12 protein-coding genes are annotated in these 12,500 nt (G+C 71.1%); 9 read left to right on the top strand and 3 right to left on the bottom strand.

The window, feature by feature from the left end:
* Positions 1 to 28: 28 nt before the first annotated feature.
* The 3 genes from ABZ477_RS10965 to ABZ477_RS10955 all read left to right on the top strand — a co-directional run bounded on the left by ABZ477_RS10965 (position 29) and on the right by ABZ477_RS10955 (position 2,307).
* Complete coding sequence (locus tag ABZ477_RS10965; protein WP_360132286.1) at positions 29 to 724, top strand: FCD domain-containing protein; 696 nt, start codon at positions 29 to 31, stop codon at positions 722 to 724.
* A gap of 78 nt (positions 725 to 802) precedes the next feature.
* On the top strand, positions 803 to 1,831 hold the full coding sequence (locus tag ABZ477_RS10960) for a transcriptional regulator (RefSeq protein ID WP_360132283.1): 1,029 nt from the start codon (positions 803 to 805) through the stop codon (positions 1,829 to 1,831).
* Complete coding sequence (locus ABZ477_RS10955) at positions 1,828 to 2,307, top strand: heme-degrading domain-containing protein (protein ID WP_360132280.1); 480 nt, start codon at positions 1,828 to 1,830, stop codon at positions 2,305 to 2,307. Before ABZ477_RS10960 ends, ABZ477_RS10955 begins: the two co-directional genes overlap by 4 nt.
* A 209-nt stretch (positions 2,308 to 2,516) precedes the next feature.
* On the opposite strand, the gene ABZ477_RS10950 is transcribed toward ABZ477_RS10955, so the two are convergent.
* The 3 genes from ABZ477_RS10950 to ABZ477_RS10940 form a co-directional block, all read right to left on the bottom strand.
* The gene (locus ABZ477_RS10950) at positions 2,517 to 3,587 is read right to left on the bottom strand and encodes an LLM class flavin-dependent oxidoreductase (RefSeq protein ID WP_360132277.1); all 1,071 of its coding nucleotides are present in this window, start codon (positions 3,585 to 3,587) and stop codon (positions 2,517 to 2,519) included.
* Between the two features lie 19 nt (positions 3,588 to 3,606).
* Positions 3,607 to 4,431: a DUF1684 domain-containing protein gene (locus ABZ477_RS10945; protein ID WP_360132274.1), complete on the bottom strand. Its 825-nt coding sequence runs from the start codon at positions 4,429 to 4,431 to the stop codon at positions 3,607 to 3,609.
* A gap of 92 nt (positions 4,432 to 4,523) precedes the next feature.
* The gene (locus ABZ477_RS10940; protein WP_360132272.1) at positions 4,524 to 5,555 is read right to left on the bottom strand and encodes an LLM class flavin-dependent oxidoreductase; all 1,032 of its coding nucleotides are present in this window, start codon (positions 5,553 to 5,555) and stop codon (positions 4,524 to 4,526) included.
* 244 nt (positions 5,556 to 5,799) lie between these two features.
* Here ABZ477_RS10940 and ABZ477_RS10935 point away from each other — a divergent pair, with 244 nt between their 5' ends.
* The 6 genes from ABZ477_RS10935 (at position 5,800) to ABZ477_RS10910 (ending at position 12,491) form a co-directional block, all read left to right on the top strand.
* Entirely contained in the window at positions 5,800 to 7,335 is a 1,536-nt protein-coding gene (locus ABZ477_RS10935; RefSeq protein WP_360132269.1) for an ABC transporter substrate-binding protein, read from the top strand.
* A gap of 70 nt (positions 7,336 to 7,405) precedes the next feature.
* Entirely contained in the window at positions 7,406 to 8,446 is a 1,041-nt protein-coding gene (locus tag ABZ477_RS10930; protein ID WP_360132266.1) for an ABC transporter permease, read from the top strand.
* Between the two features lies 1 nt (position 8,447).
* Entirely contained in the window at positions 8,448 to 9,338 is an 891-nt protein-coding gene (locus ABZ477_RS10925; RefSeq protein ID WP_360132263.1) for an ABC transporter permease, read from the top strand.
* Between the two features lie 11 nt (positions 9,339 to 9,349).
* Complete coding sequence (locus ABZ477_RS10920; RefSeq protein WP_360132260.1) at positions 9,350 to 10,288, top strand: ABC transporter ATP-binding protein; 939 nt, start codon at positions 9,350 to 9,352, stop codon at positions 10,286 to 10,288.
* Complete coding sequence (locus ABZ477_RS10915; protein WP_360132257.1) at positions 10,278 to 11,114, top strand: ABC transporter ATP-binding protein; 837 nt, start codon at positions 10,278 to 10,280, stop codon at positions 11,112 to 11,114. Before ABZ477_RS10920 ends, ABZ477_RS10915 begins: the two co-directional genes overlap by 11 nt.
* 27 nt (positions 11,115 to 11,141) lie before the next feature.
* The gene (locus ABZ477_RS10910) at positions 11,142 to 12,491 is read left to right on the top strand and encodes an NtaA/DmoA family FMN-dependent monooxygenase (RefSeq protein ID WP_360132254.1); all 1,350 of its coding nucleotides are present in this window, start codon (positions 11,142 to 11,144) and stop codon (positions 12,489 to 12,491) included.
* The last annotated feature ends 9 nt before the right edge of the window (positions 12,492 to 12,500 follow it).

The following is a 12,500-nucleotide window of genomic DNA, read 5'->3' as shown; positions in this document are numbered from 1 at the left end:
TATCCACCTCGATAGATAGGATGATGGGATGAATCCTTCGGAGTCTAGCGCGGACCCGCCCGGCCGCCGGACGCCGACCACGACGGAGCGCGTGACGGCACGGTTCCACGACGAGATCGCGTCCGGCCGATGGCCCGTGGGCGAGCGCATCCCCACCGAGCCCGAGCTCGTGGCCTGGACCGAGTCGGGGCGCAACACCGTGCGCGAGGCGATCCAGTCGCTCGTCGCTGCGGGACTCGTGCGGCGCGAGCAGGGCCGGGGGACGTTCGTGATCGCGCGGCACGACCTGTCGCACGTGGTCGCACGGCGGGCGTCGCGCGCGACGCGGCGCGATGGCCTCGAGCTGCGCGCCGCGATCGACGGCGCGGCGTCGGCGCTCGCAGCCAGGCGGAGGACGGATGCCGATGCTGCACGCCTGCGCGAGCTCCTCGAGCTCCGCTCGGCGTCGTGGCGGGGCGCAGACCTCGACGCGCGCGCGACCGCCGACCTCGCCCTCCACCGCGCGATCATCGAGGCGACGCACAACGAGCTGTTCGTCGAGCTGTACGACGGGCTCGTCGGCCTGTTCGCCGAAGTGCTCCGCGAGGATGTGGCGCACAAGCGCGATCCGCACGCAGGGGAGCACGCTCGACTCGTCGACGCGATCGTCGCGGGGGACGCGGATGCTGCGCGCTCGGGCATCGCGGATCTGCTCGAGCCGCTCATCGACGGCGCCGAGTCGTAGCGGCGAGCGGGCGGTCGCCCGTCGCTGGCCGGCACATTGCGGACCGGAACCGTCCGCGATGCGCGCCACAATGGGGTCATGTCCGACACGACGACCCGGGCGCTCTCGCTCCTGAACCTCCTGCAGACGCACCGGCACTGGCCCGGCTCAGAGCTCGCCGAGCGTCTCGGCGTGACGGAGCGCACCGTACGGCGCGACGTCGAGCGGCTGCGCGAACTGGGGTACCGCATCGAGTCGACGCCGGGCGCAGCCGGGGGCTATCGGCTCGAAGCGGGCAGCGCGGTGCCTCCCCTGCTCCTCACCGACGAAGAGGCGGTCGCCATGGCGATCGGGCTTCGGGTGGCAGCATCCCAACGACTCATCGGCGGCCCCGAGACGACGCTGACGGCACTCGCGAAGCTCGAGCAGGTGCTGCCCGCGGCGTTGCGCCGACGGGTCAACGCGCTCGCCGAGACGGTCCAGCCCGCCGGCATCGGCGCGGGTGCGCCCGTGTCGACGGAGGTCCTCGGCGAGCTCGCCCTCGCGTGCCGCGACAGCGAACGCGTGCGCTTCACCTACACCGCGGCCTCCGGCGAGGTCACGCGGCGGCGCGTCGAGCCGCATGCGCTCGCCCCCGCCGACCGGCACTGGTACCTCCTGTGCTGGGACCTCGAGAAGGACGACTGGCGCACCTTCCGGGTCGACCGCCTGTCGGATGTCGAGCACACGCGCGTGCTGTTCTCGCCGCATCCGCTCACTCCCGGGCAGATCGAGGAGTTCATCCTCGTCGCGCGGTCGTGGGCACGGCAGCCCGTGGAGGCCGTGGCGGTCATGGACCTGCCGATCGACCGCATGCGCGAGCAGTTCGGGCAATGGGGTCAGGGTGCCGAGCCGGAGGGCCCCGACCGCACGCGCTGGCCCGTCGGCGGCGCGGACTTCCGCGAGACGATGTACGGGCTCAGCTGGATCCCCGCGGGCGTCGAGTACACGACCGACCTCGCCGAGCCCGAGCGCGGCGACCTGCGCGAGACGCTGGAACGGATGCTGCGCGCGCTCGAGGCCGCACCGCCCGCGGCGCCGGGGACGGATGCCGCGTCCTCACGCGCCTCGGTACGCTCGGGTTCATGACGGATGACGCCCGCGAGACCCTGACCCTCATCGAGGCGGAGGAGCGCGAGCTCGTGCTCCCGCGCTTCGACCTGGAAGACGCCTGGCGCCTCGGGTCGGCGATGCGCGCGACGGCCCTCGAGCGGGAGTTGCCGATCGTCATCGGCATCACGCTGGGCGAGGCGCGCGTGTTCCACACGGCCCTCGCCGGCTCGAGCGCCGACAACGACGGCTGGCTCGAGCGCAAGACGCGCGTCGCCCGGCGCTACGGGCGCTCGTCGTACGGCGTCGGACAGGCGTTCAAGGCGAACGGCCGGGACTTCGATTCCGACGGCAGGCTCGACACGACGCTCTACGCCGCGCACGGCGGCGTCTTCCCCATCACGATCGCCGGCGTCGGCATGGTCGGCACGGTCGGCGTCTCGGGCCTGCCCCAGGCCGACGACCACGCGTTCGTCGTCGAGCACCTCCGCAAGCTCCAGGCCGAGCTCGGCTGAGCCGGGCCTCCCCTACGGTCCCGTGGCCCGGCGTGCACAACGTCGCCGATCCACCACGACACGCCACGGATAAGCCCCTCCCGTCGGCGGATCGCCCCCGATCAGCGACGTTGTGCACGCGCTCAGGCCACCCGAGCCTGTCGAGGCGTCGAACCCGAGCAGCCCGGGCGGCCGGGGAACGACCCCTCGACAAGCTCGGGGACCGTGGGTCAGCGCAGCAGCGGGCCCACCTGCGTCGCGATGCGCTCGAGCTCGTCGTGCGCGGGCGAGGACTGGATCAGCAGCAGCGTGACCCCCGCCTCGGCGTAGGCCCGGATGCGCTCGGCGACCTGCTCGGGCGTGCCGACGAGGTCGGGGCGCAGGCCGCGCGTGCCGACCGAGTATTCCCGTCGCGACACCTCGACGTCGAGCTGCGAATTGCGCGTGAACTCCTCGAACGAGGCATAGCCGGGGGATGCCGGATCCACCGTCGTGATGCGGTCGAGCTCGCGGCGGGCCTCGGCCTCGGTGTCGCGCACGATGACGTACGCCGACATCGCGAAGTCGTCGAACGGGCGGCCCTGCAGCCGGATCCGCCGAGCGTTCATGTCGTCGACCTTGCCGCGCACCTCGTCGAGCGTCCCACCGTGCAGCGCGTACGAGTCCGCGAAGCGCGCGATCGACTCCCGGCCGTGCTCGCTCTCGCCTCCCGCGTAGATCGGCGGCGCGACGCGCGGCTTCGGCTCGAGGATCGTCTCGGCAACCGTGAAGTAGTCGCCCGTGTACGAGAAGGGCGTCGCGTCCCACGTCCCGCGCAGGATCCTGACGAACTCGCGCGCCTGCTCGTACCGGTCGTCGTGCTGCGTGAAGCGGCCGCCGTACTGCTTGGCCTCCTCCTCCCACCACGCCGCCACGACGTTGAGCGCGAACCGGTCCGAGCCGATGTCGGCCAGCGTCACCGACTCCTTGGCTGTCACGGCCGGCAGGTGGAACCCGGGGCGCACGGCCGTGAGCACCTTCAGGCGCTCCGTCGTCGCGAGGATCGCGCTCGACAGCGACCAGGCCTCGAGGCTCGGCGCGCTCAGGCCTTTCCGGTCGTTGAGATAGAGCTCCGGCACGAGCGTCGTGTCGTATCCGAGCCGGTCGGCCTGCTGCGACAGCGAGCGGATGTACTCCCACGTGGCCGGCATCCCCTCGTCCCCGACGTTGCGGAGGAAGCCGCCGTAGACGGGCGTCCAGTATCCGAGTCGGAGGATGCCGCCCGACGGCGCCTCAGCGGTGTGCAGGGGCGGGTTCGACATGCTGTTCCCGACCTCTCCGTCACGACGTGCGGTCGAGGGGGATCTTCTCCCCGGCCTCGACGGCGAACGGCAGGTGGTTCTCGGCGGGCGCGAGCGGGCACGGCGAGTAGTCCGTGTACGCGCACTGCAGGTTCGTCGCCCGGTTGAAGTCGAGGACGATGCGGTCCGTGCCGTCGGTCGGCAGCTCGACGGCGAGCGTGCGGCTCGCGGCGTAGGTCGTCACGCCGCTCGTCGCGTCGCGGAAGAGCAGCGTCGCGTGCTCGGCTCCGCGCGAGATGAGCGTGACCGCGTACTCGCGGCCGTCGATCGAGAACCGCGCGCGACCGGGAGTCGAGTGCGTGTGCGTGATCGCCGGGATCGCGGCCGCGATCGGGATGTCGCGCGGCTGCTCCGGCTCGAACACGGCCTCGACGACCCAGCGCAGGTCGGGGGCGTACGCCGGGGTTCCGCGGTAGCCGGTGCGCAGCGCGTGGTCGGGGTAGAGCGGGCGGACGATGTCGCGGCCGCCGCGACGGGACAGCTCGATGACGGCCTCGCCGAAGGCGGCACGATGGAAGGTGCGCTCGCCGATCTCGCCGTACTCATGCCGGCCCGTCACGGGGGTGCCGTCGAAGACGAGCGCCTCACCCTCGGCGAGCTCGACGACGGGTCCGCGCTCGCCCGTCGACCACGTGCCCGGGATGCCGTCGAACCGGCGGGGCGTCTCGTCGAGGAAGTTGAAGCTCGTGTACGCGAGGAAGCCGTGCGGCGCGCGTCGCGCGTCCTCCAGCTCGTCGTGCCACTGCTTCCAGTCGCGCGCGTAGGCCTCGGCCTCGGCATCCGTCGTGATGTCGGTGATCGTCATGTCCGTCTCCTGTCTAGGGTTGTCGAGCGGGGCCGGGCCCGCGGTGCGACCCGGCGCCGGGCGGTGCAGCGCGGGCAGCCCGGCGGCGTGCCTCAGGCCGCCGCGGCGTCCTGTCGCCGGTTCGCGGGACGCCAGCCGAGCGCGGGGGCGACCTCGGTGGCGAGCAGCTCGAGGGCGCGGATCGAGGCGTCCAGGCCCGGCCGCGCGGGGTTGAACTGCGCGAGCAGGTCGGTCGCAAGCGGGAGCACCTTCTCGGCCTGGAGCTGCGCGACGACCTCATCGGGGTGGCCGTAGTGCGCGTGGTAGCGGAACAGCGCGTTCTCGAGCGTCTCGGCGCCCCACGACTGGCCGCCGGCGTTCGCGCGGCGGACGTTGTCGATGAGCGCGTCGCCGATGTGGTTCAGCGCCGTGCGCTTGTCCTCGGCGGCGAAGATGAGGCGCGAGAGCCCGATGCGCGCAGCGCGCGGCTCCTTCCACGCCTCGAGGTAGCTCTCCGCCCACGGACGCTGGACGACGTCGGTCGGCTCGTCGTAACCGTAGGCGGCGCGGTTGAGGAGCAGGTTCGCGCCCTCGCTCGCGACGTGCGCCGCGCCGGCGGCGCTGAAGACGGCGTGCCACGAGCGGTTGTCGGCGAGGTCGGGGGATGCCGCCTTCAAGACGTTCCCGTCGGCGTCGAGCGGCTCTCCCCGCAGCGCCGCGCGCACGGCGGTGAAGCGCTCGGTCGTGAGCTCGCGTCGGCGCTCGAAGTCCTCTCCGTACACGCCGTACGCGACGCGATCGAAGCCCGTGCCGACGCCGAGCTCGACGCGGCCGCCCGTGATGGCGTCGAGCACCCCGACGTCCTGAGCGAGCTGCACGGGGTGGTGCAGCGGGATGAGCGTCACGGCGGTGCCGATGTGGATCCGCTGCGTGCGGGCGGCCGCATTGGCGAGGAAGATCCACGGGGATGCCAGGCCATCCGCCTCGCCGCCGCCGAAGTGGTGCTGTGCGACCCAGCCGGAGTCGAACCCGAGCTCGTCGGCCGCGACGAACAGCTCGAGGGCGTTGCGGTAGGTCTCGGCGAGGTCGCGGCCGCCCTCCACGTGGGTCAGGAAGCCGAGCCGGAACGCGGTGCCGTCAGTCATGGTCATCTCCTCTGGGTATCGGGACGACGCTAGAGGCCACTCCAATCCGGCATGCGGTCGAATTGTCACATTTCGTCGCTTTTCGACATTCCGATCGCGTCCAGCACACGCGACACAAAACGCAATCCGGCGCAATCCAGTGAATTGTGACCGGCGGGGATTACCGCATGTTTCCGGGCGGATCGCACCGTACCGCGACCTATTCCCATGCTTTTGCAAAGCCACCCGATCGAACGGATATGCAATGAACATCAGAATCACAAGACTCCGAGCCGCGGTCGCCGCGACTCTCGTCGGCGCCCTCGCGCTGACGGGCTGCGCGACCGCCGCCGGCGACGCGGACGACGCAGCCGAGAGCACCGAGCCCGCGGTCCTGCGCTGGGCCGCGACGCTCCCCGCCCACTGGGACCCCGTGGTGCAGGGCAGCGGCTTCTCGTTCAACCTCACGGCGCTCGCCTACGCCTCGCTCACCGAGATCGACGAGGACGGCAATGCCGCCCCCGGTCTCGCCGAGAGCTGGGACTACAACGAGGCGGGGGATGCTGTCACCTTCCACCTCCGCGAGGGCCTCGAGTTCCAGGACGGCGAGCCCGTCGACGCCGAGGCGGTCAAGCTCTACATCGAACGCGCCAAGACGCAGGAGAACTCGGCGCTGCACGGCGACCTGACCTCGATCGACAGCGTCACGGCCGACAGCGACCTCGACGTGACGGTCCATCTCACGCAGGTCGACCACCAGATCCCGCTGCTGCTGGGCAAGCGCGTCGCGCAGATCACGAGCCCCAAGGCCGCCGAGGACCCCGAGAAGCTCGACCAGTGGCCCGTCGGCGCGGGCCCCTTCACCGTCGTGGAGTACGTGCCCGAGTCGCACATCTACTTCGAGAAGAACCCGGACTACTGGGATGCCGACAACATCCACATCGACCGCGTCGAGCTGTCGGCCGCTCCCGAGCCGTCGACCCTCGTGGCCTCGATCCAGACCGGCGTCTACGACTTCGCCTACGGCCTCGCGCCGGCGCAGTACGACGCCGCGATCGACGCGGGCCTGGATGTCGCCGAGCACCCCGTGTACTCGGCCTCGAACATCAGCCTCAACATCAACAAGGCGCCGTTCGACGACCCTGCGGTCGTCGATGCGGTCCGCTACGCGATCAACCGCGACGAGTTCCTCGACAAGGTCACGTTCGGAAAGGGCTACACCACGACGCAGCCGTTCCCCGAGGGCTACATCGCCTACGACGAGGAGTCGGCAGACCTTTGGCCGTACGACCCCGAGAAGGCGAAGCAGATCCTCGCCGACGCCGGCTACGAGCCGGGTGACATCGTCGTGGACTTCGTCGTGAGCGCCGAGTCCGTCTCGAACGAGATCGTCCAGTCGCAGCTCGCCGCGATCGGCATCACCGCGAACATCCAGGTCTCGCCCGACTGGGCCACGCCCTTCTTCGCGAAGGACCTGACGCTGTCGACCTACGGCACGACAGGGCGCGAATCCCCCGTCCAGACGCTGACGGCGCACTTCGGCCCGGCCGGTCCCCTCAACTTGTCGGCTCCGTACGAGCCGGACGGCTTCGAGGAGGCCGTCAAGGTCGCCCGCGAGACCCCCCTGGACAGCCCGGACTACGCGAAGAACCTGCAGCTCGCCACTCGCGCGGGCCTGCAGAGCGGGGCCCTGATCTTCACGGTCGGCACCCCCACGCTCATCGTCAAATCGCCCAAGGTCTCGGATCTCCCGCAGATCCCCGGCCAGATCTCCCTCACCGGCGTCACGATCTCGCAGTGACACCAGGGCGGTGCCCGGCTCGCGCCGGGCACCGCCCGCCCCCCTCTCGTCTCAAGGAAGGCTGCGCCCCATGGCCGTCGCCACGCTCGACACGCGCCCCGCCGCGACCGACCCTCCGCCCAGGGCCCCCTCGGCCCGGCGGCGACGGGCCGCGGTGCCCGCACCCCTCCGCTTCCTCGGCCACTCCCTCGTCGTGTTCGCGACGGTGTTCTTCCTCGCGACGCTCATCACCTTCGCGCTCCAGGGCTTCAGCGGCCTGAGCCCCGCCCACCTGCAGCTCTCCGAATCCGCCACGCCGGAGCAGATCGCGGCCCTCGAGCACGAATGGGGCCTGGACCTGCCGATCCTCGAGCAGTACGGGAACTGGCTGCTCGGCATCCTCCAAGGCGACCTCGGCACGAGCTGGTACAACGGCGCGAGCATCTCGGAGCTCCTCGCCTCCCGCGCGATCATCAGCCTCTCGGTGGCGGGCCTGGCCCTACTGATGGGCGTCGTGTTCGGCTTCGGCCTCGGCGTCCTCGCCGCCGTCTTCCAGACCACGTGGGCCGACCGCTCCATCACGGCCGTCACGACCTTCATCTCGGTCATGCCGTCCTTCGTCGTCGGGATCGCGCTCGTCGCGATCTTCGCCGTGGGCCTCGGCTGGCTGCCCTCGGCCGGCTACGTGCCGATCGAGCTGGGTGTCGGGCTCTGGCTGCAGCACCTGTGGCTGCCGGCCCTGGCCATCAGCTTCGACACGATCGCGGACGTCGCGCGCCAGATGCGCGCCGGCCTCGTGCAGGCGTACCGCGAGAACTACGTGACGGGCGCGATCGTGCGCGGCCTCGGCCCGCGGCGCATCTTCTTCGTCCACGTCCTGCGCAACGGCAGCGGCCCCGCCCTCACGGTCCTCGGCATGAAGTTCCCCAACATCCTCGGCGGCGCCGTCGTCACCGAGGCGATCTTCGGGCTCGCGGGCTTCGGCAAGTTCGCCGCCGACTCGGCCTCGCGCGGCGACGTCCCCGCCGTGCAGGGCGTGCTCGTCGTCGCCATCGTCCTCGTCGTGGTCTTCAACCTCGTCGTCAACGTGCTGCTCGTGCGCCTCAACCCCGCCTCGGCGAGAGGAGTCTGACGTGGTCCGCCGCATCCTGCGCCTGCCCGCCGGCCGGTTCGCCGTCGCGTTCCTGCTCTTCATCACGTTCCTCGCGGTGTTCGGGCCCACGCTCGCGCCGTACGACCCGCTCCTCGGCACCGACGAGGTGCTCGGCCACCCCTCCGCGGCGCACTGGCTCGGCACCGACTACCTGGGCCGCGACGTCCTGAGCCGCATCCTCGTCGGCGCGACGATCAGCGTCCTGGGCGCCGTGCAGGTCGCGCTCATCGCGCTCGTCGTCGGGGCGATTCCCGGCATCCTGTCGGTGTATCTCGGCCGCACGTTCGAGTGGCTGACGCTGCGCTTCGTCGACACGCTCATCGCGCTGCCGTTCCTCGTCTTCGCGGTCGCCGTCACTGCGCTCCTCGGCAACGGCATCCCCCAGGCGATGCTCGTGGTCGGCATCCTCGTGTCGCCGCTCTTCTACCGCGTCGCACGCGCCGCGACCCTCTCGGTCGCCCGGTCGCAGTACGTCGAGGCCGCGGTCCTGGCCGGTGCCTCGACGGGCTGGATCGTCCGCACGCACGTGTGGTCGAAGGTGCTCCCGCCCATCGCGATCGCCCTGGCCAACACAATGGGCATCGGCTTCGTGGTCGTCTCGAGCCTCACGTTCCTCGGCATCGGCGTCGCGCCCCCCGCGCCGACGTGGGGCGGCGTCCTGGCCTCGGACCTCGGCTACCTGAACTACCGCCCCTACGCGCCGCTGTTCACGACGGTGCTCATCATGCTCACGGTGTGGGCGTTCAACCTGCTCGCCGACGTCATCCGCGACGTCGCGGGCGAGTCCGGTCGCGTGCTCCTCGCCGAGAAGGCGACCGGCCGGCGCAAGAAGGACGACGCGACGCGGACCCCCGTCGTCGCGCAGGCATAGGAGGAGTCAGCATGTCGAACACCCTCACGCGAGTACGCACGGCGCCGACGCAGGTCGTGCAGTCGGATGCTGTCGAGGCCGTCCAGACGGATGCCGCGCGCAGCGATGTCCGCGAGGACGCCGTGCTGCGCCTCGAGGACGTCCGCATCCGCAACCTCCACACGGGCGCCGACGTCGTGCACGGCGTCTCGTTCACGCTGCGTCGCGGCCACGTCGTCGGCATCGTCGGCGAATCGGGCAGCGGCAAGACGCTCACGTGCCGGGCCGTGCTCGGCATCCTCCCCGCGCTCTTCGAGGTGACGGGCGGCCGCATCGAGCTGCTCGGACAGGATGCCGCGACCCTCACGCCGCGCGACTGGACGCGCCTGCGCGGCACGAGCATCACGGCGGTGTTCCAGGACCCGGGCTCGTACCTCAACCCGTCGATCCGCGTCGGCACCCAGATCGCCGAGGCGATCCGCGTCAAGAAGGGCGTGCGGCGCCGCGAGGCGAAGGAGCGCGCCCTCGCTCTGCTGACCGACGTGCGGCTGCGCAACGCCGAGACGGTGTACCGGCAGTACCCGCACGAGCTGTCCGGCGGCATGCTGCAGCGCGTCCTCATCGCGACGGCGATCGCGCTCGATCCGCAGATCCTCATCGCGGACGAGGTCACGACCGCCCTCGACGTGACCGTCCAGGCCGAGGTGCTCGACCTGCTGCTCGAGCTCAAGACGCTGCACGGTCTCTCGCTCATCGTCGTGTCGCACGACCTCGCCGTCGTCGCCCAGACGTGCGACGAGGTCCTGGTCCTCCGCGAAGGGGTGGTCGTCGAGCACGGCGCGACGGAGGACATCCTCTTCCGACCCACGCACGAGTACACGCGCCTCCTCATCGACGAGCACAACCACTACGGGCTCGACCGGTTCCGCACCGACGCGTCACGCGAGGAGGGAGAGCGCGATGTCGCTTGACGCCCCCGTGCTCGAAGCCCTGCACCTCGACGTCTCATACGGCTCACGTCGCGACCGCACCCAGGTGATCCGCGACGCGTCGCTGCAGGTCGCGCCCGGCGAGTCCGTCGGGCTCATCGGCGAGACGGGGTCGGGCAAGTCGACCCTCGCGCGCGCGATCGTCGGCCTCGTCCGGCCCGACGCCGGACGCGTCCGCATCGCGGGCGAGGACGTCACGGCGTTCCGCACCGGCCAATGGCGCGACTTCCGCCGCCGCGGCGTCGTGCAGTACGTCTTCCAGGACCCGCTGCGCGCCCTCGACCCCGACCTGACGATCGAGCAGTCGCTGTCCGAGCCGCTGCAGCTGCAGCGCCGTCTCTCGCGGCAGCAGATCCGCGACCGCATCGCGTACCGCCTCGAGCAGGTGCGACTGGATGCTGTCCTCCTCGGCCGCTTCCCGGGCGAGCTGTCGGGAGGCCAGCGTCAGCGCGTCCTCGTCGCGCGGGCGCTCGTGACCGAGCCGCGCGTCCTCATCCTCGACGAGCCCGTGAGCGCGCTCGATGCAGCCAACCGCGTGGCGGTGCTCGGCATCCTGAACTCCCTCCGCGAGAACGGGACGTCGCTCGTCTTCATCTCGCACGACCTCGGCTCGGTCGCGGGCATCACGGATCGCGCCGCCGTCCTGTACCGCGGCGAGCTCGTGGAGACGGCATCCACCGACGACATCGTCAACCGCCCGCAGCATCCGTACACGCGGCTGCTCGTCGGCTCGGCGCCGACCCTCTCGTCCGGCGCGATCGACCGCGAGCGCCGCGCCGAGCTGCGGCGGCTCCTCGAAACACCCTGACCACCAAGCATTCGACAGGAGCACACCATGACAGAACGAAAGCTCAAGCTCGCCCTCAGCGTCTACGGCGTGGGCGGTCCCGGCCAGCACAGCCTCTGGAAGGACCCGCGCATCCCGAAGGACGCGAGCATCGACATCCGGTGGTACATTGCGCGGGCCCAGCAGGCCGAGGCGGCGAAGTTCGACGCGCTCTTCATCGTCGACAGCCAGTTCATCAACGCGACCTACCCCGCGCACTACCTGAACCGGCTCGAGCCGCTCACGCTGCTCTCGGCCGTCGCGACGCACACGACCCACCTGGGTCTCGTCGGAACAGCGAGCTCGACCTACAACTCGCCGTTCAACCTCGCACGGCGCTTCGGCTCGCTCGACCTCATCAGCGGCGGCCGCGCCGGGTGGAACGTCGTGACGAGCTTCGACACCGGCACGTCGCGCAACTACGGGCTCGAGGAGCACCTCGACTACGCGACGCGCTACGGGCGCGCGCTCGAGGCCGTCGAGGTCGTGCGGGGGCTCTGGGACTCGTACGAAGACGACGCGTTCGTGGCCGACCTCGAACGGGGCGTCTTCCTCGACCCCGAGAAGCTGCACGCCCTGAACCACCGCGGCGAGCACTTCCGCGTCGACGGGCCGCTCAACCTCTCGCGCTCCAAGCAGGGCCAGCCCGTCATCTTCCAGGCCGGCGTCTCGGAGGAGGGCCGCAACCTCGCGGCGCAGGTCGCGGAGGGCATCTACGCCCCCGGCGAGGACTTCGAGTCGGCCGTCGAGTACTACTCCGACGTCAAGGGCCGTCTCGCCTCGGTCGGCCGCGAGTGGGATGATCTCGTGATCCTCGTGGGCGCGACTCCCGTCATCGCGTCGACGGATGCCGAGGCCCACCGTCTCGCGCGCGAAATCCACGAGGCCGACAACGACTTCGACCGCAAGCTCGCGGCGTTCGGCCGCGCCTTCGGCGCGTACGACTTCTCTTCTCTCGATCTCGACGCCCCGTTCCCGGACCTGACGGCGCAGGCGGAGCGGGGCGGACGCACGCGCGCGGCGAGGATCATCGAGCGCGCCCGCGAGGGCGGACTTTCGCTGCGCGAGACGGTGGAGGAGTTCACGCAGTACACGCCGTCCCCCTTCATCGGCACGCCCACGACGGTCGCCGACACGATCGAGCGCTGGTTCCGCGGCCGCGCCGCAGACGGCCTCAACCTGCGCCTGCGCACGCCCGACGACATCGACCGGTTCGCGGGCGAAGTCGTGCCGATCCTGCAGGAGCGCGGAGTCTTCCGCACCGAGTACGAGGCCGAGACGCTGCGCGGCAACCTCGGCCTCAAGCTGCCCGAGAACCGCCACACCGTCGAGCGCGAGCTCGCGGGCGCGGTGGCCTGACCTCAGACC

The organism is Microbacterium sp. NPDC019599, from assembly GCF_040632175.1.
Taxonomy (GTDB): domain Bacteria; phylum Actinomycetota; class Actinomycetes; order Actinomycetales; family Microbacteriaceae; genus Microbacterium.
Note: the sequence above shows the minus strand (reverse complement) of the source record. Positions and strands in the feature narration are given on the sequence as shown.